We start from the raw sequence: 23761 nt of genomic DNA, 5'->3' as shown, positions 1-23761 counted from the left end.
TTTGAAGGGATATCAACGATGAGTGAAGATAGCGGATGTCTTGAATATGACGCAAAGTGTTTGGTTGCAATCTATGATGATGGTGTCGCGGGCGTGGTTTCACCTGTAAACGCATCGGCCACGAGCGCCGACCACTCGGTAAAAGTTGCCAATGTCAAACTCCGTGACTCCAAAATAACGCTGTCCCTTGTGGCGAACGTTTTGTCGGTGAGTTACACCGATTGTATGCGATCAGGCTATGACAAAATAAAAGAACGGCTCGTAAGTGAGTATGGCCAAGTTACCATCGAGGCACATGCCTACTCAGCGCCTGAAAGTGCTAAATTGGAAAAATTTCATAAGCAAATTAGAACGTATAGCCGCGATGAGAAACTTCGGAGTTTAATAATTTGTTCGCCTGGGCATACCCAGGGACACATGCGCTTTCCTGCGACGGTCGTCGGCGTTCATTCTGTTGGTTTGATCACAAGCGATAATCAAATTATTGGAGAGGCGGCTAACGGGGAGCTAAAACCAACCTTTCTCGTACGTGATGAGCCTTTCGAGACTAATGACAAAAATGGCCATCCCCAAGTGTTTCGAGGCACGTCGGCTGCAGTGGGCTATGTAGCCGCCCTGGCGGCGGTTGCTTTTCAGAACCTGAACAATCGGGATGATGCAGTGAATTCGCTGTTTGCGGCGTTGATCTTAATCTCGAGAAAGTATCACGGAAGTTATCTGATCGATAGCGAACGTTTGCTTCATGATTCGCTAAGTGTTATCGAGGTTCCTAAAAAAACTACAAAACGAAGAGTGCTTGATTTGATTTTCGTCAAAGGGAAGGGGCGCGATGGGCGCTTGGCGGTAGTTGCACAGCATTCTAATACACATCATGGTTGGGCCCCTCGTGACATAGCGATATCGGCGACGTTGAACGGTGGATATTCTAAAACAGAAAATAACGCTACGAATGTGTTCATTGATGGCAGCTTGGAAGGCCAGGAAATTAAAATTGAAATCACGCTTGAGGGCGTGTGTGATACTGTAAGTATAGTCGCAAGTGGCGGCACCGCTGTGCTCAAAAGCGAAACCAGCCATTTGGTAAAAGCGCCAGATGATTTGGTCATTGTTGGGCTTTCCGCAAGTCATGATGCATCAGCTTGCGTCATGATAAATGAAAAAATAGCGACGGCGGTACAATTGGAGCGGCTCTCGAGAGTTAAACGTGATGGTGCGGTGTTTCTTCAAGGTGATGATGCGATAGACTATTGTTTAAGTGCTAATGGATTGACATTGGAAGACGTAGATTATTTTGCGTATAACATACAATCATTAACACCCGAATATGTGGGCTTGGGCCAGCCTGTTTCCAAGGGATTGAATGCTTTCGATCCACTCGGTGCAAATGCCATTTACACCAGCCATCACCTTTGCCATGCATTTGCTGCGCTATCTGGATCCAGGTTTTCATACCCGACAGTCGTAGTCGCCGATGGCTCTGGCGGAGTGACTGTGGGTGAACATGACCTGATTATGAACGGTCCGGCGATGGCAGCGTATCTTCACAGGGGGCTGGGCGTAGATAACATCCGCCCGATGCTTCACACCTTTTCCGTGTACGAGTTTTCCCCGACAGGATATAAAATTACGCACAGAGAGTGTTCACCGTCGTTTAATACACGCAGCGGTAGCAGGAGTATGGGGGAAACGTACGCTGCCGTCAGTCAATATATATTTGGGTCCTGGCAAGCGTCTGGAAAACTAATGGGGTTGGCGCCTTATGGTAATCCGGAGGTTCATGGCAATTTGGTGTCAAAAAATGAACAGGGTATATATAACTTCGATTATCAGTGGAAACTGAACCATTCAAAAGTAATTGACCCTGATGCTTATAGGGAATGTGCTGACTTGGCCGCTTTGGTTCAAAAGGGTTTGGAGTGGTCACTTCAAAGTCGTTTTTCCTTATATGTTAAGGGCGATGCTCCAATCGTATTCACTGGCGGCATCGCACTAAATTCTGTTGCCAACCATAAAATAAGAAAACAATTTCCAGCTCAAGATTTTTATTTCTTTCCAGCTCAGCATGATGCGGGAGTCTCAATAGGTGCTGCTGTATCGGCTCACTTTCATATCACAGGAAAGATAATTAATGATGCATTTGACAATGACCATCTCGGATACCTGTACGGCCGAGGAGATGTCAGCAGGGCATTGAATAGGTATTCAAATCTAATAAAATACAGACCTATACACACGGATGAAATCGCCAGAAAGTTGGCGGGCGGGGACGTGCTTGGTTTTTTTTCCTTGGAAAAAGGTAGTGAGTTTGGCCCCAGGGCACTGGGCGCGCGTTCAATTTTGGCTGATCCAAGGCATTTGAAGACGTGGGCTTTTATAAATCGCTGGGTAAAATTCAGGGAAGATTTCCGTCCTTTTGCGCCCATGATTGCGAAGGAGCATGTGGGCCAGTATTTTGAGGAAGAGGGCGATTATCCATATATGTTGGAAGTCATTCATGTTCGACACGCCTACCGAGATCAACTATCAGCCATTACGCATGTGGATGGCACCGCCAGAGTACAAACAGTAGATAAAAGCGACAACGCGTCTTTACACCGCTTATTGATAAGCTTCATGAACGTTGCTGAGTTCCCTATTTTACTCAATACCTCGTTCAACGTGAGAGGGCAGCCGATAGTTGAAACTCCTTGCCAGGCAATTGAAATGCTTTTAAGTACCCATCTTTCTGGTGTTGTCATGGGTGACTATTTATTGGAATTAAAAAATAGTGTTGAAACGCTGACAGGAGAGGATGTTCTAAATTTATCACCTGGGACAAAAATTATTTCGGAGCGGACTTCGACCTCCCTCAAAAGAAAGATGATAGTCGGTCACCAGGGTAAAACTGTTGGAATACCAAATTCTCTATACAGGATACTCGAAAGCATAGACGGAGAGAGAAATATTGCTTCGCTTAGCGGCGGCGACGTATCAGCTTTGGAGCCTGAGGTGTTGGAAAAATTGAGCAGATTCGTAAGGCTTAAATATCTAAATGCGTCTGGAAGGTAGCACATCATGGAGGATTCGAACGTAGGCTTGATACCCTCTCGCTTGCTTGGCGCGAAGGAAGTGGTGGCAAAAGTAATGCCGCTTACCGGCTTATTGGGTATTTCTCGTATAACTGAGACAAACAGTTACGTAGATATTGGGGTCTCAATCGTCTCGGCCGTAAGACCGGGTATTAAATTTGAGCAAGTTTCTTCAACACAAGGCAAAGGGTTTACGCTCAGTCAAGCTATCGCAGGTGCAATCGTAGAAGCACTCGAAAGGTATTGTGCGGCAAACATTGACCAGCGTTCACTATTTTCGGGTACAGGCAATTTAAGCCCGGAAGGCGATACGTTGGGCCTGGAATTTGGATATGGACAGGATTTCTACCCCTCCAGATGGATCCGAGGGGTGGATTTATACAGCAATCTACCTGCATGGGTTCCCGCGCTGGAGGTGGCTTTTCCTTATAAACGGTGTGGCTCCGATCCTCCCTATATACGGCCGAACACATCGGGCCTAGCGGCGGGCGGAGATATCGTCGAAGCCAGTCTATTTGCCATGCTGGAGGTTTATGAACGTCATGTAACGTCTCTTTTTTATCGTCATGTGCGATCCGCGAACATGGGGGCTGTCATTGACCCTTGTAGCGTTGATGATGTCAAGTCCAGTGCCTTGTTAAACGACCTTCGCTCGAAAGGTTATGAACTGCTCATTTTCAGAGTTACGGCTATTTTTCCCACTTATTATGTGGCGGTATTAGACACGTTGGGTTTAGCGCCTAAATTCATGATTGCGGGGACAAGCACTGCGCTTTCAGAAGAAGACGCGTTAAATGGTGCGTTGTTGGAGTGTATACAAGGTCTGGTGACCGGCCTGTCAGGAGGTCGTGAAGATCTTGTCCGTTCCGCCCCCAAGTATGAAAAACAAGTGTATTCAAAAACTAATAATTTTTACAAAATCAGAGACCTATTAATTACCCAAAATGGATTAGATAAATTTCCCCGGCAGCCATCGAAACCGGTAAGTAGCGAGTGGGCCCTGAAAAGAATCTTGAATTCGCTACAGGACATAATCAAGGGCCCGTGCGTCATGTGTGATCTTAGTCATGACACGCTACCACTGAAAGTTGTAAAAATTGTCGTGCCGGACTTAAATGACTTTCTGGTTAATCCTGGAAGAAAAACACATGCTGATTTCACCAAGGTATAAGCCCATTGTATTCGGCGGTCCATCGCTTGAGCTTGCAATGGAAAAATATGGAAAATATTTCGATTTTAGACCCCCTATACGGCGCGGAGACCTTGAGGCGTTGGCAGGTGATAAACGGCGCTCCGGCTGTGTTCTAATTACAGATGGTGTATTTGGAAGTACGTTGAGTGTTAGTCCGGTTGAGTGTCTTCGCGTACTACAAAAAGGCTGGCTTTTGCTTGGGTCGTCCAGCATGGGCGCACTGAGGGCCGCCGACTGTAATAGCGCAGGCATGGTAGGCGTTGGACATGTCTACATGGGGTATCAACTGGGTTACTATAAGTCTGATGCGGATGTTTCAGTCGTCTATGCGGGTGTGCCGAGTAAAGAGATAACGATATCCTATGTTCACGCAGACTACATAGGACGCATTCTTCAACGCTCGCAATCGCTGTCATCGGTCAATCACCGGAAATTTTTAAGCTTTCTCAGGCGAACGCCCTGGTATGACCGGAACAGGAAAAGTGTAGCGTCAGAATTTTCTATCGCGCATGGGAAAGGGGAGCTCGCTGAAGTTTTTTTGGATATGAGTCATGACGCGAGTTGCCACCCAAAAAAGCTGGATGCTTTATTAGCGTGTGATTATATATGGGGTTTATATAAAAAAAGGGGGCTGCATGAGTGATTTAACACGTACGGTGGGATACCTGCAGAATATTTCCAAGGGGAATGAGTCTGCCGCCGCTCAAATGGCTCATTTGATTATAGGCGTTTTTGGAGGGTTGCCCGCTTATGCCGTTTCTCTTAGAGTCACGATTGCGTTTTATGTATCCTGCATACTGGAAGTTCCAAGTGGTGTGGTGGCTGACATCATAGGGCACGCGCGATCCATGGTGTATGCGTGCATATTTTATTCTATGGCTTGCGTTTTTATCGTCGTGGCTGTCGTGGCATCAAGTGATGATTTCAGTTTAATAATGGTGGTCATAAGTAGTGTGCTTTCCGCGTTGGGTGGGGCGCTTTCTTCCGGGTCATTTCAAGCTTTATTACAAGATTTAATTGATAGGGAAGCTCTTTCCATACCTGCCGTAGAACGCACGAGTTTCAAAATTAGGACACTTTCTCTTTCTCAAGGTCATGGCGCATATTTTGCATCTTTTTTTCCAGTGGTCGTAATGGCGATTCTGTTTTTCTGGGCCAGGTATTGGGAGGGAGAAGAATATATATTGTTTTTGCCAGCCGTAGCATTTGTCGGTTTTGCTATGTATTTTCAGAGCTTGGTGCCGGATCAGGGATACGTTCTTCAAAAGAATAGAGTCAGGGTGGCATGCGCGTCTTACATTGCAGAGTTAAAGCATCTTAAGTCATGGCTTATTAGCGGAGCACTTGATAAGCGTATCTATTTTTATGGGTTTTCATTATTGATGGTTTTTTCAACACTGCTAATGATTCACGTACACACCTATCTTATGATTTCACAATTGCGCGAGGTCGATATTAGGGCGGTTGATGTCAAAGGCGGCGCAATAATTTTTCTGATGCTGGCCTCTTTTGATTTGGCGCATTTGGTAAAGGGCTGGCTCGTCCCGTTCTTGACGAGAAAATTCGCTGACATAGCGTTGCTTTTCATTTCCTATTTTAGCGTGGCGTCGCTGTCTTTTTTGGCATGGCTTGGCTGTTATTATGAATATCAATTGCTTTCTTTAATTGTTTTTGTTCTTTTTTTTCGTGCATTTCTTACGCTGGGTCAAAATATCATCCAGTCAACCGTTCTTGTGATGCTTCCGGAAAATAATCGTGCCACTGCTCTGAGTGCGATACAGGTAATTGTGATAATTATTTATGCTTCTTATTCTCTCTACTTGACATTTGTAGGTATTGAAAGCCCTCCGGAAATACTCATGGAGGTACTGGTGCTTAGTATGTGCTGCCTGTTAGTTGCTCTGATTGTGTATGTTTGCTGTGGTCAATTTAATTTCAAGGATTTAGCGGGTGACTCGGTATGATATGCAGTTGTTTTTCTGATTTCATCCGGCATTAATGTGCCACTGGTATTTGCTCCATTGACGGTCCACCCAAGCATTCTATAAATACAAAGTCCCGCACCCGTCCGGATATTGATCTGCATCAATCGCAACTCACGTTGAGGCATGCGTCACGCAGACGCCTAGAACTCCCCGGAGTATTTCACCGCCGCCGCTGCCCGCGTTGTGACCTTCAAGCTGCGCAGCAACGACGACACATGAATGCGCACGGTAAACGGCGAAATATCCAGGGCCTTGGCGATTTCCTTGTTGGTCTTGCCTTGGGCAATCAGGCGCAGCACGTCCTGCTGGCGGGGTGTGAGCGTATGGGTGTCCAGCGGCAGCAGGCCGGAGGGAGCGAACTTGACCAGCACTTCACCGTCGCGGATCGCCAGCAGGGCCTGGCCGATCTCGTCGGGGGCGATGTTCTTGCCGATAAAGCCGTCGACGCCCAGGGTCATGACCTGTTCGATCAGTGCCGGATCATCCACCATCGATACAACGATTAATGTGGTACGCCGCAGTTGCCGGCGCAGGTCGGCGAGCTGGCTGATGCAGGTCAGGCCGGGAAAGCGCAGGTCGAGGATCAGGGTATCGATGTCGCTTGGGTCGAGCAGCAACCCATGCACCGCATCCAGGTCACCGGCTTCCTGTACCCGGGCCTCGGGCAGCAGGCGTTGCACAGTGCGCGCCATGGCCTCGCGAAACATCGGATGGTCGTCGGCGATGATAATCCGGCCGGTCATGGTGAGCTCCTTGCTGGGCATGGCTGTGTGCAGGCATGCTGTTTTATTATCGGGCCCAATGCCCGCCTCGCTCGTACAAAGGGCCAGGGTTATGACAACAAGGACGTAACCCATGGGTCTCGAGACCAACTCCGAACTCGACCAGGCTAACCTGCGCATTGTGGTGGCAACTATCGCCATTGTGTATATAAGCGTGCTGGGTTTTTTGCCTGGGCATTCGCTGGACACCTTCCTGCCGGTGATCCTGTATATCTTCCTGTTTCTGCTGGCGTCCATTGCCTTGCGCCAGGTGATCGCGCGTTGGCCCGGGCATTACCCGGCGCGACGGATTTTCGGCATGCTCCACGACTACACCGGCACTTCGTTCGGCCTGGTGGTGGGCGGTGAGGCGGCGTTGCCGCTGTATGCTGTGATGGTGTGGGTCAACCTCGGCAACGGCATGCGCTACGGATCGCGCTACCTGGCGATTGCCACGGGGCTGGCGTTGCTGGCGCTGTTGATCGTATACCAGCTCACGCCGTGGTGGCAGGCACAGCCCTTCATGGTGCTGATGCTGATGATCACCAGCACGGTGATTCCGGTATACGCGCATATCCTGCTGGAGCGCACGCGCAAGGCCTCCGAGCAAGCCATCGCCGCCAACCTGGAAAAATCCCGCTTTCTCGCCCAGGCCAGTCATGACCTGCGCCAGCCGATCCACTCCATCGGTCTGTTCACCGCCTGCCTGCGCGAAGCCCGCCTGGGCGATGACGAGCGGCGTCTGGTGGACAATATCGATCGCTCGCTGCTCAATGTCTCGCAGTTGTTCCGTTCCATTCTCGACCTCTACACCCTGGACAACGGGCGTCTGCTGCCCAAACACCAAGTGATCCACTTGGGCGATTTTCTCGCCGACCTGGTACGCCAGAACGCCGAAGCCGCACGCTGGGCGGGCGTGGAGTTGCGCTTGCGACCTTGCGCCCACTGGGTGCTGGTGGATCCGGGGATGCTGGCGACCATGGTGCAAAACCTGCTCTCCAATTGCTTCAAGTATGGCGCGCAACGGCCAGTGCTGATCGGTGCGCGTATTCGTGATAACCGCCTGGTGGTGGAGGTGCATGACCAGGGGCGGGGGATTGCGGGGGAGCATCTGGCCAAGGTCTTCGAAGAGTTCTATCGCGTGCGGCAACTGCGCGACAAGGACGTCGAGGGCGTTGGCCTGGGGCTGTCCATCGTCAAGCGCCTGGGGCAGTTGATGGGGCTGCAGGTGAGCCTGCGTTCGCGGGTGGGCCGTGGCACGTCGGTAAGTCTGCATGGCCTGGCCCTGGCCACTGCGCCGGCTCAACCGGCATTGCGTGACGACGCACGCCAGGCTGGCCTGCTCAGCGGTTTGAAAGTGTGCCTGGTGGAAGATGACCATAACGTGCTGCTGGCCACCCAGGCCCTGCTCGAACGCTGGGGTTGCGAGGTGCAGGCCGAGTCCACGGGACAGGGCTTGGTCAGCGACTGCGACATCATCGTCGCCGACTATGACCTGGGCAACCACGCCACCGGCATCGAATGCATCGACCACCTGCGCCGGCAACGCGGCTGGGCGGTGCCGGCGCTGATCCTCACCGGGCACGACGTGGAGAAAATCCAGGCGGCGTTGCACGACCGTCAGATCGCCATTTTGTCCAAACCGGTGCGCCCTGCGGAACTGCGCGGCGCCCTGCGTGAGCTCAGTCAGGGAAAAACTATTGCATGAATGGCGTCAACCCATTGCCTCGCGCACCCTTGGGCATGCAATAGGCTGCGGGTTTCATCAGGCCAAAGCTGGCAATCGCAAACAAGCCGCCGCTTGCACCGCTAGGCACTGAGCAGTTGTACTCGCCGGACGCAGTGTTGGCCACGTAGTAGGTGCTCATGGAGTCGCTGCGTACATTGGAGACACGTTTGACCGGTTCGCCCAGGTTGGTCTCTGAGAGCTTCTTGAGATGGTCCTCGGTGGGTTTGATATTGCTGCATCCGGCGACAACGATGATCAAGGCGCCGAGCAGAGCAAGGCGCGTTACAGGGGATGAGGGTTTCATAATGCTTCTTCCTTGGGATTGTTTTGGTTTTTCCAGCGCGCAACGACCCCTCGCGCATTGAAGGCGCGGTGTTGGCTGAGCGTTGGAAGTGCCGGGGAATATAGCGCCGGTGGAGGGGCGGGTCGATTAGCACACATGGGCTAATGGCACATTGAGGTCATGGAAGGAGAGAGCTGTGTTGCAGATAAAACGAGCTACGCCAGATGATGCCGACAGCGCGTTCGAGATTCGTCGTGAGGCCATTCTCGGCCAATGCATCGGCGCCTACACCGCAGAGCAAATGGCGCTATGGACGCGTGGCAGTGCGAGCGATGGTTACAGCGTGCTGATGGAAAAGCACTTCTACCTGGGCTGTGTGAACGGCGAGCCAGTCGCCACCGGCATGCTCGATCTTGCCAACCATGAAGTCGGCGCCTTGTTTGTACGCCCCGCATTCACTGGACGAGGGTATGGCAAGGCAATGCTCGATCACTTGGAGACGGTCGCGCGTCACATCGCTGTTGAAGAAGTGGTGTTGGATGCGACGCTCAATGCGGTGAGTTTCTACAAGGCATGCGGGTATGTCGGGGATGAGCAGGCGGTGTATCGCTCGCCGTCGGGGTTGGTGTTGGCGTGTGTGCCGATGGTGAAGCGCCTGCGGCTCATGAGTCAGTCTTGAACCAAATGTGGGAGGGGGCTTGCCCCCGATAGCAGGGTGCCAGTCACCGTATAGGTGGCTGATATATCGCCATCGGGGGCAAGCCCCCTCCCACATTTCTGACCGACCTGGGCTTCAATGCATCTTGCTATGGTCCATTTGGCTATGATCCATCCCATCCAAACCACGCGCTGGCGCCTTCACTTCAATGGTCTGCTCAGCGCCCTTGGCGTCTTTCACCACAAGGGTCAGCGGCACCTGGTCGCCTTCCTTGATCTGGCCGGTCAGGCCCATCAGCATCACGTGGTAGCCATTCGGATCGAGCTTGACGGCTTTGCCTGCGGGCAGGGCTACCGAGTCCACCGGGCCCATGCGCATCACGTCGTCCTGCATGCTCATTTCATGGATCTGCACGTCCTTGGCCACCGGTGATGCCACGCGCAGCAATTGGCTGTCGCTGTCGGCGGTGATGGTCATGAACGCGCCGCTGGAAGGCTGGCCCGGCACGGTGGCACGCACCCAGGCGTCGCTCACTTGCACCTGGGCGCTGGCGTGGGCGGCGAGACCCAGCAGGGTGAGGCCGAGGGTGAGACGCTTGAAGTGTTGAACAGCAGTCATTAGCAGACCTCCATGACGGTGAGCAGGTCTTCTGCGCACTCTTTAGCGGTAAGGGGTGCCTGCAAGCCAAGGCGCAGGTTGCCACGGGTATCGAACACGAAGCTGGTGGCGGTGTGGGACAGGGTGTAGGTGTCGCCGGCGGGAATCTTTTCATAAAAGATCCCGAACTCCTTGGCGGCCACGGCGATTTCTTCCGGGGTGCCGTAGAGGGCTTCGAAACTGGGGTCGAAGGCCTTGACGTATTTGTCGAGTATCTCGGGGGTGTCGCGCTCGGGGTCCAGGGTGATGAACACCACCTGCATGATTTCACCGTCGCGGCCCATCAGCTTCTTGGCCTGGGCGGCGCGCGCCAGGGTGGTCGGGCAGACCGCCGGGCACTGGGTGAAGCCGAAGAACACCACGGGCATCAGGCCACGGTACGAGCTCAGGGTGACGGTTTCGCCGTCGGTGTTCTTGAGCTTGAAGGTGCGCCCCATGATCTTGTCACTGAGGTCCTTGCCGTACTTGAAATTCAGCTTGGGGCTGTAGTCACAGCCGCCCAGCAGGCTGCCCAGGCCCAACAGGCCCATACCGGTCAGCACTTTGCGGCGGGTGAATAACGTACTCATCAACTGTGCATCCTGTGAAACGCCTGAATGGCTCTGGAGTTGCCCACCCGGCTTTGAAAAGGAGTAACGAGAAGGGTGCAGAGTCTAGCAACCCTGGGCACCTCGCGTAATCTGCGACGTTCTGCCACAGGGGCGCGCTGCGCTTCATCCTTTTGTGGCTTCGGTGGTAGAGTCGCGGCCATGAAATCGAGCTGCCCCGACCGTGCGCTGATTGCCTGGGCCCTGTACTTCTGCGTACTGGTGAACCTGTTCGTATGCGGTTTGGGACACGGGCAGATGATGGGCCAACAGCTCAATGGGATCGGTGGTCAGTTCTGTTCGGTGGACGGCGGCCAGCCGGCAGTTTCCGACAAAGGGTTGGCTGACCCGTCTACCAGCAACATCTCGAACTACTTTGCCTGCCCGATGTGCAGCGCCGTTACGGTCGCCGTCGTATTTCTGATCGGCCTGGCGTGGTTGCTGAGCCTCAAGCAACGCCCGCGTCCTGCCCATGAGCGGCGCAATAAGGCACCGCCGCGTTATACCTGGCCATCGGCCAATCCCCGCGCTTCCCCCACCGTCTGACGTGTGTCCTGGGCCTCCTGTAACCGGGAGGCATTCTATCGTCACGACTGTGAGTGCGTTCCATGAACCATCAGTTGCCAGCGCGCGCCCGTCGCTTGGTCAGCAAGGCCGCCGGGCGTTCGCGTGCGGAACCGGCGCTGCCTGACTACCCGAGTAATGCGCGCTGTTTCGTGCATCTGGATGCACGCTTGCTACCCCACTGGCACACCGTGTTCGATGTGTGCCCGGCATTGCTCAAGCTTGATCCACCGGAGGGCTTGAACCTGTTCCGCAGTTTCATGACCTGGGCCTATCGCCACCAGCTACCCCTGGATTGGACTTATCATTTGAACCTGTGCCGCTGGCTGCTGAGTTCACCCTACCGCGCTCGGATCGCTGCTGAATTTATCGACGCCTTGATGGCCGCCGCTGCCGCGCGCTGGGTCCTCACGGACGACAGTGAGGCGGCGGGGATCGTCCTGAGCTGGCGAGGTTCGTTCGTGTTCGATTGGAAAGGGCTCGTCCCGGGCGCTGCAGAGCAGCCCGCGTTACCCGCACCTGGCTGGGATTTCGCCTGGTGTGCCTTGAGTGAGCGAGGGACGTTTAGTAGGTGGTTGCCGGTGCCGTGAAGCGGCCCGCGCTTGGCAGTTGCGATGGATAACGCGACAGGGCCTGTAAACAGGCCCTGTCGCTTGCGCCGATCAAGCGCAGATAAAGCCGCCAATAGGCCCTACGCAGCCAACGGCTTACTCGTCATGGCCTTTTTATGGGCCGCTTTCATCGCTTCCATTTCAGCCCCGAGATCATCCAGCATTGCCTTGCCCAGCAGTTTCCTGGCCTGGGGAAACATCTCGGTTTCTTCTTCTTCGATATGGTGTTCCAGCAGTTCCTTCACCACTTTGACGCGACCGGAAAACTCGGTGGTGGACGGGTCGGTCTGCTTCAGGTCGGGCAGCACCAATGAGTCGACGGTGCGGTGCTCTTCCTTGGCTTCGTGGTACATGATGTCCTGTTCCTTGCCGCCGGCTTTTCTGAAAGCAGGGTAGAGAATTTCCTCTTCCAGCCTGGTGTGCAAAGTGATTTCCATCTCCAGCTTGGCCAGCAACTCGGTACGTTTTTTCACCCCACGTTCGGTGGATTCGCTCAGTTGGGTCAGCAGGGTCTTGACGCGTTCATGGTCAGCTTTGAGAAGGTCGATGGCATTCATGTGGAACCTCACGGGTAATGGTCGGGCATGTCGAAACGCACGCCTCGTGAGTAAGCACAGTGCATCACGCGTACCAACTTTTGCGTATGATAAATTATGTTTAAAATCAAATTGATAGCGTGCTGTCGTCGGTTCGCTGTCGTGCAGCTTGCATGATCGGACATTGCAGGGATTGCACAACGCACAACCGCCGCGACGGGCGAAGTGCGCTGCTGAACAATCCGATGGAACCCCTGACGCATTTACTTGACCTAACCCTTAGACTTCAGGAGGTGAAGCATGCAAATTGAATATATCTGGATCGTACTGGCGGTGATTCTGCTGCTGCTGGAACTGTGGGCCATCAACATCGTGTTGCGCAGTACCGGTGGCTGGGAAACCAAGGGGCTGTGGTTGGTGGTGCTGGTCTTCGTACCGTTGCTGGGGCTGATCGCCTGGGCGATGTTCGGGCCCAAGCGGGAGATGGCGCAACAACGCAAACACTGAAGTATTGAGCTAAAAAAAAACAGGCGCCCCATGGGGCGCCTGTTTTTATTTCGGTGCAGAGATCAGCCCGCGACAGCCTGGGCAATCGCCTCATTGAACGCGGGTAAATCGTCCGGCGTGCGTGAGGTGATCAAGGTCCAGCCATTGGCCTTGCATTCCTGCACCTGGGCGTCGACCACGCTGGCGGCGCCGGCGTTTTCCAGGTCGATACGCACGCTTTTAAACGCGGTCAGGGTCTTGCCTTTGACCACGCCCGCGTCGATCAGCGTCCACGGGCCGTGGCAGATCGCCGCAATGGTCTTGCCGGCCTGGGCGAACTCGCTGATCAAGCGCAGCGCGGCGCTATCCTGGCGCAGGGTGTCGGCATTTACGGTGCCGCCGGGGATGACCAGCGCATCGAAGTCGGCGCCGACCACGTCTGACAGTTGCACGTCGGACGCCACGGTCTGGTCCTTTTCCGTATCGCCCACGAAGGTCTGGGTGATGCCGCCTTTGCTGGAGGCGTGCGTCACGGTCGCGCCGTAGCCACGCAGGGCTTGCAGAGGCTTGAGCAGCTCATCGCGCTCGATACCGGTGTTGGAGGTGATGATCAGGATTTTCTTACCGTTGAGTTGCGCACTCATAAGCGGATATCTCCTGTAGAGGTGGGTTACTTGGCGTATTTGCTTTGCAGCGCCTTGGCCTTTTCCAAGTGAGCTTCAAGGGTCGGCAGGGTCTTGGTGGCGAAAGCCTTCAACTCGGCGTTGTCCGAGGACTCTGCTTCCTTCTTGAACAGTGCGACGGTTTTCTCATGGGCGTCCACTTGGTTGTTGGCGTAGGCCTTGTCGAACGATTCATCGCGCATTTCCAGAATGGCTTTCTTCGCCTTGTCAGTCAGGGCAGCGTCATCCGGCACTTCGATATCGAGTTTTTTCGCCAGCGCCATCAGGTCCTGATTGGCCTTGGTATGGTCAGTAATCATGTGTTGCGCGAAGGTTTTCACATCCGCCGAGCCGCTTTTTTCCAGTGCCAGCTTGCCGGCTTCCACTTCGGTGATACCGCCCTGGGCGGCATTCTCGACAAAGTCGTTGGAGGTGGCGGCCATCGCGGTGGAAATCGAGCCTGCAACCAGTGCGAATGTCAGGCCCATGTGTTTCATCAGTCGAGTCGTCATGGTGTCTCTCCTTGGAAATGGCGTGATGCCGTTACGTGACTGTTGAACCGATGCCCGGGCAAAAGGTTTAAATTTTTTTTACGCGCAGTGACTGAACGGCAGGTGTGGCAATTTCCTTGAACTAATCCAAATTCGCCGGGTTCTGCTGCATAGGGTCGCCGCTGTTGGTGACCTGCCATTACCAGGAGATTGCACTGTGACTGATCACACACCCGCCGATAAGACCCCCGAACCCATCAGTTCCGAAGACGCGCAAAAGGGCAATGCCGACGGCACCAAAGGGCCGACCCTGGAACGTCCGAACCCCAAGACCGAAACCATCGACAAAGTGGTGACACCGACTTCGATCAAGGACCTTGAGCGCCAGACAAACGCCATCAACGAGAAGCTCAGCAAGGGACAGTGAGCATGGCCCGTTCCATCAGCGCGTCGGAACTGGGGATCGAGCTCCAGCCTGACGACGACGGCAGCCTGTTCAAGTGGTTTATCGCCAGTTTCCTGATGGGCAAGCGCATTCAGGCGCCCATTGCCGCCCACGCCTACAAGGTGATCGTTGAAGAGGAGGGCCGCGACACGCCGCGTAAGCTGCAGCACTGCACGTCGCGGGAGCTGGTCGCCATGTTGGGACGCGCGCATTACGTACGTTACGACGAAACCACGGCACAGCGTCTGTTGGACCTGAGTGCGAAACTCAATGCTGATTACGGCGGCAAGATGACACGGATTGTGCAGTTCAGCGATGACCGCCAGGCGTTCGAAAAGCGCCTGGGTGAGTTCGATGGCGTCGGGCCCAAGACCATCGAGATTTTCATGCGCGATGCCGCCACGGTGTTGTTTTGACCGCAGCGCTGTATGTGGGCTGTGCCGGCTGGAGCCTGCCCCGCGAACAGTGGCCGGCCTTCGTTGAACAAGGCACGCATTTGCAGCGCTACGCCTCGCGTTTCAGCGCGGTAGAAATCAACAGCTCATTTTACCGGCCCCACTTGCCAAGAACCTATGAGCGCTGGCGGGAGTCGGTGCCTGCGGGGTTTCGCTTTTCGGTCAAGATGCCCAAGCGGATCACCCACGAGCTGCGCTTGCAGCAGTGCAGCACCGCCCTGGACGAGTTTCTTGCGCAATGCCTGCAACTGGACGAAAAGCTCGGTTGCCTGTTGGTTCAACTGCCGCCGTCCCTGAGTTATGAGCCGCTGGTGGCCGGCGCCTTTTTCGACGCGCTGCGTCAGCGTTTTGCCGGTGCCGTGGTGCTGGAGCCGCGCAATGCCAGCTGGCTCGCGGCTGGGAGTCTGCTGCAGGCATTCGAGATCGGTTGGGTCAACGCCGACCCCGCGGTGATCGCAGCAGGCGATGCCTGGCACGGCGTGCGTTATTGGCGCCTGCACGGCTCGCCCCGCATTTATCACAGCGCCTACGGGCCCGCGCGGGTGCAGGCATATTCCCAGTTGTTGCGCCAATCGATTGAAGAGGGTATTCCCACCTGGTGCATCTTCGATAACACCGCCAGCGGCCATGCGGTCGCCGATGCTCTCGACTTGCTAGACCTCCACCCGGCGCACCTCCAGCCCTAATTGCTCATAAGCCTCCACGTTCGGCGCATCCCATTCGGTAATCAGCGTATGGATACGGCTGCACGGCGCCACCACGAACGGTTCCACCGCGCCAAGTTTGTCCGAGGTGGTCACGGCCACCACGTGGGACGCGCTGTCGAGCAAGGCTTGCTTGACCGCCACTTCAGTAAAATGCAGGGACGTCATGCCCACTTGCGGGTGCAATGCGCACACGCCGGTGAACAACAGGTCGGCCTTGATGCTCTGGATCAGACGTAGCGCTTCATGGCCGCCGGTGGAAAGTGTGGTGGGGTTGAGTTGGCCCCCCGCCAGAATCACGGTCACATGTGGGTGGTCCGCCAGGGCGATAGCGATCATCGGCGAGGGGCTGATCACGGTCAGGTGGAGTGAGTGCGGCAATGAGCGGGCGATCTGCAGGGTGGTGGAGCCGGAGTCGAACAGTACGATCTGGCCATCCTCGACTTGATCCGCAGCCAACTGTGCCAGGCGGCGCTTGGCCTCATTGGTCTGGTCGACACGGGTGAAGAAGTCCTTGCCAGTGTCCCTGGGCCGGGGCAGGGCGCCGCCGTGCACGCGTTGCAACAGACCGGCGGCGGCGAGTTCGCCGAGGTCGCGGCGGATGGTGTCCGGGGACACGGCGAAATGCTCGACCAGCTCGGATGCCGTGACCTTGCCGTCGCGCTCAAGCAGCAACAGGATCTTTTGTTTGCGCAGGGAAGGCAGGTCGATGGCGTGATGGGTGCTTTGCATGTTTGTGCGCTTTGTTGCGGGTTTTTGCGAGATTAAGCGTCGGTCGATATAAACGCAATGGCTGGTTGCCTTGGCGATCGCCGGTTACTCTCTGGGTTCAGTTCAGGGAGAGGTGACCCGATGTCGTTGATCACAACCATCGAAGACTTACGCAAGCTTGCGCAAAAACGTGTGCCGCGCATGTTTTACGACTACGCCGATTCCGGCTCCTGGACTGAGAGCACCTACCGGGCCAATGAAAGCGACTTTGCCCGCATCAAGTTCCGTCAGCGCGTGGCGCGCAATATCGATGAACGTTCGATCCGCGCCAGCATGATCGGCCAGGACATGGCCATGCCGGTGGCCCTGGCACCTACCGGCCTTGCAGGCATGCAGCACGCCGATGGCGAGATCCTGACCGCGCGCGCCGCTGCGGCTTTTGGCCTGCGCTATACCTTGTCGACCATGAGCATCTGTTCGCTGGAAGACATCGCCGAGCACGTCGGCCAGCCCTTCTGGTTCCAGTTGTATGTGATGCGCGACCGCGGCTTTATCGAGCGCTTGATCGAGCGCGCCAAGGCGGCGGGCGTTGATGCGTTGGTGTTGACGCTGGACCTGCAGATCCTCGGGCAGCGTCACAAAGACTTGATCAATGGCCTGTCGGCGCCGCCCAGGCTGACCCTGCCGAACATCCTCAATATGATGACCAAGCCGCGCTGGGTGATGGGCATGCTCGGCACCCAGCGTCGTGGTTTCGGCAATATCGTCGGGCACGTGAAGGGCGTGGCCGACATGAGTTCGCTGTCGGCGTGGACCGCCCAACAATTCGACCCGCGCCTGAGCTGGGACGATGTGGAGTGGATCAAGAAGTGCTGGGGCGGCAAGCTGATCATCAAGGGTATCCTCGATGTGGAAGACGCACGCCTGGCGGCCAATACCGGCGCCGATGCGTTGGTGGTGAGCAACCACGGTGGCCGTCAGCTCGATGGCGCGCCGTCGAGCGTCAGCCAATTGCCGGCGATTGTGGAGGCGGTGGGCAATCGGATTGAGGTGTGGCTCGATGGGGGCATTCGCTCCGGCCAGGACGTACTCAAGGCCATGGCGCTGGGCGCCAGGGGCACGATGATCGGACGCCCGCATCTGTATGGCCTGGGGGCGATGGGCGAAGCGGGCGTGACCAAAGCGCTGGAGATCATCGCCCGTGAGTTGGAGGTGTCGATGGCGCTGTGTGGCTATAACGATATACGCGATGTGAATCGCGAGATCCTGCTGCCGGGCACCTTTCCTGACGGCGTTTGATGCGCAAAAAAAAACAGGAAAAGTAAAAAGAGTTGTCCACGGAAACCGTGGGTATCTCTGTGGATAACTTTGCAAGGCCCCGGCAGCATTGGCGATTTAACCTGCGATCAATATTTGATCAACTTTCAATGACGGCCAATATGGCCAGGGTTTGCGCTTGACAGGCCTTGGCGAAGCCAGTGCCGAAAAGTGCATTTATGAGTCACCGCCTCTGCCTGTGGAGGGGGTGACCACCGGTGACGGCATCGTCGCTTGCATCAGCTTGTCCAGCGCCACGCCATAATTGCGCCCGGCCAGGCTCATGCTGTTGTTATGGCCGGCACCCGGCACCAGTAACAGCCGCTTGGGTTCCTGGGCGGCTTCGAATAATTGCTCGCTGAAGCGCGGTGGAACGTAGCGGTCATCAAGGCCATGCACCACCAGCAGTGGCATGTGAATATCGGCCATCTTGTCGATGGAATCGAATTTCTGCGACAGCAACCAGCGCACCGGCAGTGAGGTATTGGCAACGGCGGTGGCGACATCCCCCAGGGACGTGAACGTGGATTCGATCACCAGCCCGCGCACCGGCAACGGTACCTGCCTGCTCAACTGCGCGGCGAGGTCGATGGCCACCGCGCCACCCAGGGAATGGCCGTAGATCAGGCGTTTGCCGGGGTCCGGTTGCAAGGTTTGAAAGCGCTCCCAGGCGATGCGCGCGTCCTCATACACCGTGGTTTCCGAAGGCAGGTCGCCCCGGCTTTTGCCAAAACCGCGATAGTCGATGGCCAAGACCGAATAGCCCAGCGCGTGCAGCTGTTCGATGCGAAACAGCTGGCCGGTGAGGTTCCAGCGCACGCCGTGCAGATAGAGGATGGCAGGCGCATCCTTGCGTGCGGCCGGGTACCACCAGCCATGGATATTCTGACCGGATTTGAACGTGGCCGGCTTGATATCGAACTCCTGAACGGCGCTGGGCAGGCCGGTGTACCAGCCCGCGGTGCCCGGCTCGATGCGAAACACCAGTTCGCGCTCCTTGTGTTGCAGCACGGCGCAGCCGACCGGCAGGCCGACGATCAACAGGGCCATGCACAGCAGCACAAACCGGCGCAGGCCGCGGCGGGGTATGGAAAAAGATGACATGAAGGTTCCAGTACAAGGGCCAAGTACGGGTTGTACCAGATGCCCCGGGCAGAGCAGAAATTAATGCGACGGCCGTGACGCAGGATTGCTTGCAAAGTGTTGCGGCGAGCTCGGGGGCAACCGGCTTGACGCTGCATGGCCTGCACGAGATGCTCCGCTTCTTTGAGCAAAGGCCCGACCATGGACAACAGCCCCGTGCGCATCACCGCCGAAGAAACCCTTTCGGACAACTGGTACCTCTTGAAGAAATACAGCTTCGATCTGCGCCGTCGCGACGGCAGCTGGCAAGCCCAGACCCGCGAAGTGTATGACCGGGGCAACGGTGCGACCATCCTGTTGTACAACCGCGAGCAGCGCACGGTGCTGCTGATCCGCCAGTTCCGCATGCCGACTTTCGTCAACGACCACGAAGGCTACCTGATCGAAGCGGCGGCCGGGTTGCTCGACAATGCCAGCCCCGAAGAGCGCATCCGCCTGGAAGCCGAGGAAGAGACCGGCTATCGCGTGGGGCATGTCGAAAAAGTCTATGCGGCCTTCATGAGCCCGGGGTCGGTGACCGAGCGTATTCACTTCTTTATCGGCGAGTACCAAGCGGGCGACCGGGTTGGCGCCGGCGGCGGCCTGGTGGAAGAGGGCGAGGATATCGAAGTGCTGGAACTGGGGTTCGAGCAGGCGCTGGGGATGGTGGCCAGTGGGGAGATCGTGGATGGCAAGACCATCATGCTGTTGCAGCACTTGGAACTGCGGATGTTGAAAGAGCGCTGGTAGAGGCATCGCACCTGATGAGCAAAATGTGGGAGGGGCGGTGCGACGATTCGACTTGCCCCCGATCGCCATAGCTATCTACACAACGCTGTAGCGCCCAACCATAACCACGATGCGCAGCGAGCCGCTCTTGATCTGGCTTTTGATCTTGATCTGCTTTTGATCTAGGCGCCCCGTTAAACCACGCTGGCCGAACGCAGGCTTGAATCCGTGGGTAACCCGGCAGGACGCCGGGTTAGCCGCACTGGGCCAGGGATGGCCCATTGCGGCGGCCCACGGATTCAAGCCTGCGTTCGGGCACACCGAGCCTGGGCGAGGTGCCGAGTGGTGGGGCAAGAGCGTTTTGCTTACTTTTGCGCTTTTCAAAAGTGAGCCGCCGTAAGGGCGGAACCCATAGCAGCCGTGACCACAGAAACGGATATGTACTCGGTCCAATCCAACATCCTGGTCGGCCCTGAGGCCGCCATCGGGGGCAAGCCCCCTCCCACATTTGGACCTCGGAGTGTCAGGTAGATACGCGTTGGCTGTTCGGCCGTCACGAGGGCAAGCCCCCTCACGCCACCATAATAATCTTCGACACCAACTCCACCACTGTCTTGGCCTGCAGCTTCCTCATCAACCGCGCCCGATGCACTTCCACCGTGCGGTGGGAAATCCCCAGGCGCAGGGCGATTTCCTTGGATTTGAGCCCGTTCACGATGTGCATGGCAATCTCCCGCTCCCGCGGCGTCAGGTCTCCGGTGCCCTGGTGACAGCGGTCCAGGCGTTCGAAGTGCCAGATCATCAGCTTGAACGGGTCCCTGGGCGTGAGGGTGTAGCCATGGGATTTGGCCCAGAACACCTCGCCGTTGCGATGCTGCATGAAGCGCTCGTCGGAATAAAAACCGTTGTCGCTGTCGAGCAACCAGTCATGGCTGCGCTTGCCGATGGCGTGGTAGTCGGCCTGGGACGGGTAGATCAGCAAGGTCAACTGATTGACCAACGTCTCGCGGGCATAGCCGAACAGTTTCAGGAAGGCGTCGTTGCAGTCGAGTATTACGCGGTTGCTGGTCACCAACTGCGGAGCGGGGGACAGTTTGAACGCCAGGCGTTCGAGGTCTTGCAATGGCTGGGTAAACACGGTCATGGGCATCCTGCCTCGTTGTTCAACTCACTGGCGAATACTTATCCATGTAAAACTACTTATCCATGTAAGTAGTTACACGAATTGGCGTGCGGCCAGAGCTGGGTCATTGTAAGGAAAGTCCGGTTGAAGAACAGAAGAAATTGATTATGCCTGTTGATTGCGTGTCTATCGTTGCCGCTGGTCATTCGCGTTTTGGTCGTCTGGAAGGCACCACGCTGGAGGATCTGATTGTTCAGGTCACGCGTGAGGCCCTCAGCGACGCCGACCTCGAGGCGTCGCAAATCGACGCGCTGTTCCTCGGCCACTTCAATGCCGGGCTGGTGCCCGACGGCTTTGCCGCGTCATTGCTGCTGCAGGCCGACCCCGGGCTGCGCTTCAAGCCGGCCACGCGCTGTGAAAACGCTTGTGCTTCCGGTTCGGCGGCGATTCAGGCCGGGGTCAATGCGATTCTTTCCGGCAGCGCGGAGTTGGTGCTGGTGGTGGGCGCCGAAAAAATGACCCACACCTCCACGGCCGCCGTCACCCAGGCGCTGGCCGGTGCCGGTTACCAGAACGATGCCGCCGAAGCCGGCCTGAGTTTCCCGCAGCTGTTCGGCCGCGCCGCGCGTCAATACGCCGAGCGCTACCACAGCCCGCTGGGCTCGATGGCGGCGATTGCCACCAAGAACCACTCCAATGCCATGGCCAACCCGTTGGCGCAGATGCACCGCGAGATGAATTTCGAGCACTGCAACAACGTGTCCCAGAGCAACCCGTTCGTGGCCGAGTCGCTGCGCCTCACCGATTGCTCGCTGATCAGCGACGGTGCTGCGGCGATCATCCTGGCTTCACCCAAGCGGGCGCGGGCGTTTCGCCGCGATGTGCAGATTCGCGCGATGACCCAGGTCAACGACACCTTGCCCATTGCCCAGCGCGACATCCTTGCGTTTGAAGGCCCGCAGCGGGCGATTCATGCGGCGCTGCGCGGGGCGAATGTAACCCTGGCCGATCTGAGTTTCGCCGAGGTGCATGATTGCTTCACCATCGCCGAACTGCTGATCTACGAAGCCATGGGCCTGGCGCCCAAAGGTGAGGGGCACCGTGTGCTTGACAGCGGTGTGGTGCGTGCGGGCGGGCGCTTGCCGGTGAACCTTTCCGGTGGGCTCAAGGCCAAGGGCCATCCCGTCGGCGCGACCGGTGTCTCGATGCATGCGCTGGCGTTCCGGCAATTGACCGGCGAGCCAATCGGCCTGGCGGTGCCCAACGCGGAGTTCGGGCTGGTGTTCAACATGGGTGGAATGGCGGTGGCCAACTACGCCTCGGTCCTGCACGCGCGCCGGTATTGAGCCATGAACATTGCCAACTGGTTGCACGACACCCAGCGTCGCAGCCCGCAACGTCCGGCGTTGTTCGACGGCTCGCGGCAAGTGGCCGACTACGCCACCTTCGCCGCCCATGTGCGCCAGCGCGCCGCGCACCTGGTAGACCAGCACGGCGTGCAGCCAGGGGATGCGGTGGCGGTGCTGATGAAAAACAGCTGCGACTACCTGGAGCTGCTCTATGCCATCTGGTGGATGGGGGCGGTGGCGGTGCCGATCAATGCCAAGCTGCACCCGACCGAGGCGGCGTGGATCGCCGATAACGCCCAGGCCCGCTTGATCTTTACCGATGGCGGCCGGGTGTTTTCGTCGCATGACCTGCCCCTGTGCTGCGCAGAGCTCGATGGCCATGCGCTGGCGCCGGACCGGGGCTGGCCAACCCTGGAGCAACCGGTGCCGCGCCAGGCCGACGACCTCGCCTGGCTGTTCTACACCTCAGGCACCACCGGGCGTTCCAAGGGGGTGATGCTGTCCCATGGCAACCTGATCGCCATGTCGTTGTGTTACGCCACCGATGTCGACCCGGTGAGCGCCGACGATGCGGCGCTGTATGCCGCGCCGATGTCTCATGGCGCCGGGCTCTATAACTTTATTCACGTACGCTGCGGCGCGCGGCATGTGGTGCCGGCGTCCAACGGGTTTGACGCCGCCGAGCTGTTTGGCCTGGCGGCCGAGCTGGGCGGTGTTTCGCTGTTTGCCGCGCCGACCATGGTCAAGCGCATGGTCGAGCAGGCGCGACGCCAGGGTTACAGTGGCGAAGGCATCAAGACCATGGTCTACGGCGGTGGCCCGATGTACCTGGCCGACTTGCGCGACGCCGTCGACACATTCGGCGCCCGCCTGGTGCAGATCTACGGCCAGGGCGAGAGCCCGATGACCATCAGCGTGCTGCCCCGTGGGCTGATTGCCGACCGCCAGCGCCCCGACTGGGCGACCCTGGCCGCGTCCGTTGGCCATGCGCAAGCCTGCGTGGAAATCCGCATTCTCGATACCGAGCACCAATCGCTGCCCACGGGAACGCGCGGCGAAATTGCCGTACGTGGCGCCACGGTGATGCAGGGCTATTGGCGTAACCCCGAGGCCACGCGCCAGGCCTTGGTCGATGGCTGGTTGCTGACCGGAGATATCGGTTTTCTCGACCCCGCCGGCTACCTGACCCTCACGGATCGCTCCAAGGACGTGATCATCAGCGGCGGCAGCAATGTATACCCGCGCGAAGTCGAGGAAGTGCTGGCCCAGCATCCCGAGGTGTTTGAAGTGTGCGTGGTGGGCGAGCCGGACCCGCAATGGGGCGAGTCGGTGGTGGCATTTGTGGTGACGCGCAGCGGCCAGTCCCTCGACGAAGCCGAGCTGACGGCATGGTTCCTGGCGCGCATGGCATCGTTCAAGAAACCAAAAAAATATGTGTGGCGCAGCGAATTGCCCAAAAACAGCTACGGCAAAATCCTCAAGACCGACTTGCGACAATGGCTCAAAGCGGCGAGTATCGCCGCGCTCTAGCACGGA

General features: G+C 56.9%; 26 protein-coding genes. 16 read left to right on the top strand and 10 right to left on the bottom strand.

Features of this window, described 5'->3' with window-relative positions:
- Positions 1–18 precede the first annotated feature (18 nt).
- Genes BFQ04_RS11915 through BFQ04_RS28545 form a run of 4 tightly spaced genes read left to right on the top strand, consistent with a single transcriptional unit; the run spans position 19 to position 6224 of the window.
- Positions 19–3048 carry a carbamoyltransferase C-terminal domain-containing protein gene (locus BFQ04_RS11915; protein WP_065950999.1) on the top strand — a complete coding sequence of 1010 codons (3030 nt, stop codon included), beginning with the start codon at positions 19–21 and terminating at the stop codon, positions 3046–3048.
- 6 nt (positions 3049–3054) lie between these two features.
- Positions 3055–4239, top strand: a complete 1185-nt coding sequence (locus BFQ04_RS11910; RefSeq protein WP_065950998.1) for a YcaO-like family protein — start codon at positions 3055–3057, stop codon at positions 4237–4239.
- Positions 4184–4903: a TfuA-like protein gene (locus BFQ04_RS28550; RefSeq protein WP_083217970.1), complete on the top strand. Its 720-nt coding sequence runs from the start codon at positions 4184–4186 to the stop codon at positions 4901–4903. Before BFQ04_RS11910 ends, BFQ04_RS28550 begins: the two co-directional genes overlap by 56 nt.
- The gene (locus BFQ04_RS28545) at positions 4896–6224 is read left to right on the top strand and encodes an MFS transporter (RefSeq protein WP_083217969.1); all 1329 of its coding nucleotides are present in this window, start codon (positions 4896–4898) and stop codon (positions 6222–6224) included. Before BFQ04_RS28550 ends, BFQ04_RS28545 begins: the two co-directional genes overlap by 8 nt.
- 161 nt (positions 6225–6385) lie before the next feature.
- On the opposite strand, the gene BFQ04_RS11900 is transcribed toward BFQ04_RS28545, so the two are convergent.
- Complete coding sequence (locus BFQ04_RS11900; RefSeq protein ID WP_065950996.1) at positions 6386–6988, bottom strand: LuxR C-terminal-related transcriptional regulator; 603 nt, start codon at positions 6986–6988, stop codon at positions 6386–6388.
- A gap of 112 nt (positions 6989–7100) precedes the next feature.
- Between BFQ04_RS11900 and BFQ04_RS11895 the strand changes: the two genes are divergently transcribed.
- Positions 7101–8714 (top strand): ATP-binding response regulator, encoded by a 1614-nt coding sequence (locus BFQ04_RS11895; RefSeq protein WP_065950995.1) that lies wholly within the window; start codon positions 7101–7103, stop codon positions 8712–8714.
- Here the strand turns inward: BFQ04_RS11895 and BFQ04_RS11890 are convergent.
- On the bottom strand, positions 8704–9039 hold the full coding sequence (locus BFQ04_RS11890) for a hypothetical protein (RefSeq protein WP_065950994.1): 336 nt from the start codon (positions 9037–9039) through the stop codon (positions 8704–8706). The two genes, BFQ04_RS11895 and BFQ04_RS11890, sit on opposite strands and share 11 nt — an antisense overlap.
- A gap of 175 nt (positions 9040–9214) precedes the next feature.
- On the opposite strand from BFQ04_RS11890, the gene BFQ04_RS11885 reads away from it, so the two are divergent.
- Positions 9215–9697 carry a GNAT family N-acetyltransferase gene (locus tag BFQ04_RS11885; RefSeq protein WP_065950993.1) on the top strand — a complete coding sequence of 161 codons (483 nt, stop codon included), beginning with the start codon at positions 9215–9217 and terminating at the stop codon, positions 9695–9697.
- A gap of 114 nt (positions 9698–9811) precedes the next feature.
- Here BFQ04_RS11885 and BFQ04_RS11880 read toward each other — a convergent pair whose 3' ends face one another.
- Positions 9812–10294, bottom strand: a complete 483-nt coding sequence (locus tag BFQ04_RS11880) for a copper chaperone PCu(A)C (protein ID WP_065950992.1) — start codon at positions 10292–10294, stop codon at positions 9812–9814.
- Positions 10294–10902 (bottom strand): SCO family protein, encoded by a 609-nt coding sequence (locus BFQ04_RS11875; RefSeq protein WP_065950991.1) that lies wholly within the window; start codon positions 10900–10902, stop codon positions 10294–10296. Before BFQ04_RS11875 ends, BFQ04_RS11880 begins: the two co-directional genes overlap by 1 nt.
- Positions 10903–11082: 180 nt before the next feature.
- Between BFQ04_RS11875 and BFQ04_RS11870 the strand changes: the two genes are divergently transcribed.
- Together BFQ04_RS11870 and BFQ04_RS11865 are read left to right on the top strand one after the other, a co-directional pair.
- Positions 11083–11466, top strand: a complete 384-nt coding sequence (locus tag BFQ04_RS11870; RefSeq protein WP_065950990.1) for a DUF2946 domain-containing protein — start codon at positions 11083–11085, stop codon at positions 11464–11466.
- Between the two features lie 62 nt (positions 11467–11528).
- The gene (locus BFQ04_RS11865) at positions 11529–12074 is read left to right on the top strand and encodes a putative natural product biosynthesis protein (protein ID WP_065950989.1); all 546 of its coding nucleotides are present in this window, start codon (positions 11529–11531) and stop codon (positions 12072–12074) included.
- 101 nt (positions 12075–12175) lie between these two features.
- Here the strand turns inward: BFQ04_RS11865 and BFQ04_RS11860 are convergent, their stop codons facing one another.
- Entirely contained in the window at positions 12176–12652 is a 477-nt protein-coding gene (locus tag BFQ04_RS11860) for a hemerythrin domain-containing protein (RefSeq protein ID WP_065950988.1), read from the bottom strand.
- Between the two features lie 279 nt (positions 12653–12931).
- On the opposite strand from BFQ04_RS11860, the gene BFQ04_RS11855 reads away from it, so the two are divergent.
- Positions 12932–13138 carry a hypothetical protein gene (locus tag BFQ04_RS11855; protein WP_065950987.1) on the top strand — a complete coding sequence of 69 codons (207 nt, stop codon included), beginning with the start codon at positions 12932–12934 and terminating at the stop codon, positions 13136–13138.
- Between the two features lie 62 nt (positions 13139–13200).
- On the opposite strand, the gene BFQ04_RS11850 is transcribed toward BFQ04_RS11855, so the two are convergent.
- Both BFQ04_RS11850 and BFQ04_RS11845 read right to left on the bottom strand, forming a co-directional pair.
- Positions 13201–13761: a type 1 glutamine amidotransferase domain-containing protein gene (locus BFQ04_RS11850; protein WP_065950986.1), complete on the bottom strand. Its 561-nt coding sequence runs from the start codon at positions 13759–13761 to the stop codon at positions 13201–13203.
- 26 nt (positions 13762–13787) lie between these two features.
- A complete protein-coding gene (locus BFQ04_RS11845) occupies positions 13788–14291 on the bottom strand; it encodes a DUF4142 domain-containing protein (protein ID WP_065950985.1) in 504 nt (167 codons plus the stop codon).
- Positions 14292–14487: 196 nt separating this feature from the next.
- Between BFQ04_RS11845 and BFQ04_RS11840 the strand changes: the two genes are divergently transcribed.
- The 3 genes from BFQ04_RS11840 to BFQ04_RS11830 are packed head-to-tail and all read left to right on the top strand — an operon-like array spanning position 14488 to position 15856.
- Positions 14488–14697, top strand: coding sequence for a hypothetical protein (locus BFQ04_RS11840; protein ID WP_065950984.1), 210 nt, complete (start codon positions 14488–14490; stop codon positions 14695–14697).
- Between the two features lie 2 nt (positions 14698–14699).
- Positions 14700–15131 (top strand): DNA methylase, encoded by a 432-nt coding sequence (locus BFQ04_RS11835; RefSeq protein ID WP_065950983.1) that lies wholly within the window; start codon positions 14700–14702, stop codon positions 15129–15131.
- On the top strand, positions 15128–15856 hold the full coding sequence (locus BFQ04_RS11830) for a DUF72 domain-containing protein (protein WP_232790602.1): 729 nt from the start codon (positions 15128–15130) through the stop codon (positions 15854–15856). The genes BFQ04_RS11835 and BFQ04_RS11830 overlap by 4 nt, the downstream gene beginning before the upstream one ends.
- Here BFQ04_RS11830 and BFQ04_RS11825 read toward each other — a convergent pair.
- Positions 15824–16606 (bottom strand): DeoR/GlpR family DNA-binding transcription regulator, encoded by a 783-nt coding sequence (locus BFQ04_RS11825; protein WP_065950982.1) that lies wholly within the window; start codon positions 16604–16606, stop codon positions 15824–15826. The two genes, BFQ04_RS11830 and BFQ04_RS11825, sit on opposite strands and share 33 nt — an antisense overlap.
- 120 nt (positions 16607–16726) lie before the next feature.
- Here BFQ04_RS11825 and BFQ04_RS11820 point away from each other — a divergent pair, with 120 nt between their 5' ends.
- Complete coding sequence (locus tag BFQ04_RS11820; protein WP_065950981.1) at positions 16727–17884, top strand: alpha-hydroxy acid oxidase; 1158 nt, start codon at positions 16727–16729, stop codon at positions 17882–17884.
- Positions 17885–18079: 195 nt separating this feature from the next.
- Here the strand turns inward: BFQ04_RS11820 and BFQ04_RS11815 are convergent, their stop codons facing one another.
- Positions 18080–19006, bottom strand: a complete 927-nt coding sequence (locus tag BFQ04_RS11815; protein WP_065950980.1) for an alpha/beta hydrolase — start codon at positions 19004–19006, stop codon at positions 18080–18082.
- A gap of 180 nt (positions 19007–19186) precedes the next feature.
- Here BFQ04_RS11815 and BFQ04_RS11810 point away from each other — a divergent pair, with 180 nt between their 5' ends.
- Entirely contained in the window at positions 19187–19774 is a 588-nt protein-coding gene (locus BFQ04_RS11810) for an NUDIX domain-containing protein (protein ID WP_065950979.1), read from the top strand.
- Positions 19775–20324: 550 nt separating this feature from the next.
- Here the strand turns inward: BFQ04_RS11810 and BFQ04_RS11800 are convergent.
- Positions 20325–20897, bottom strand: a complete 573-nt coding sequence (locus tag BFQ04_RS11800) for a LuxR C-terminal-related transcriptional regulator (RefSeq protein ID WP_065950977.1) — start codon at positions 20895–20897, stop codon at positions 20325–20327.
- A 146-nt stretch (positions 20898–21043) separates the two neighbouring features.
- Between BFQ04_RS11800 and BFQ04_RS11795 the strand changes: the two genes are divergently transcribed.
- Positions 21044–22222, top strand: coding sequence for an acetyl-CoA acetyltransferase (locus BFQ04_RS11795; RefSeq protein WP_065950976.1), 1179 nt, complete (start codon positions 21044–21046; stop codon positions 22220–22222).
- A 3-nt stretch (positions 22223–22225) separates the two neighbouring features.
- Positions 22226–23755 (top strand): class I adenylate-forming enzyme family protein, encoded by a 1530-nt coding sequence (locus tag BFQ04_RS11790; RefSeq protein WP_065950975.1) that lies wholly within the window; start codon positions 22226–22228, stop codon positions 23753–23755.
- The last annotated feature ends 6 nt before the right edge of the window (positions 23756–23761 follow it).

Source organism: Pseudomonas sp. 37 R 15 (assembly GCF_900004865.1).
Taxonomy (GTDB): Bacteria; Pseudomonadota; Gammaproteobacteria; order Pseudomonadales; family Pseudomonadaceae; genus Aquipseudomonas; species Aquipseudomonas fluorescens_AM.
The sequence above is the reverse complement of the archived record's forward strand: the minus strand, read 5'-3'. Positions and strand labels throughout refer to the sequence as shown.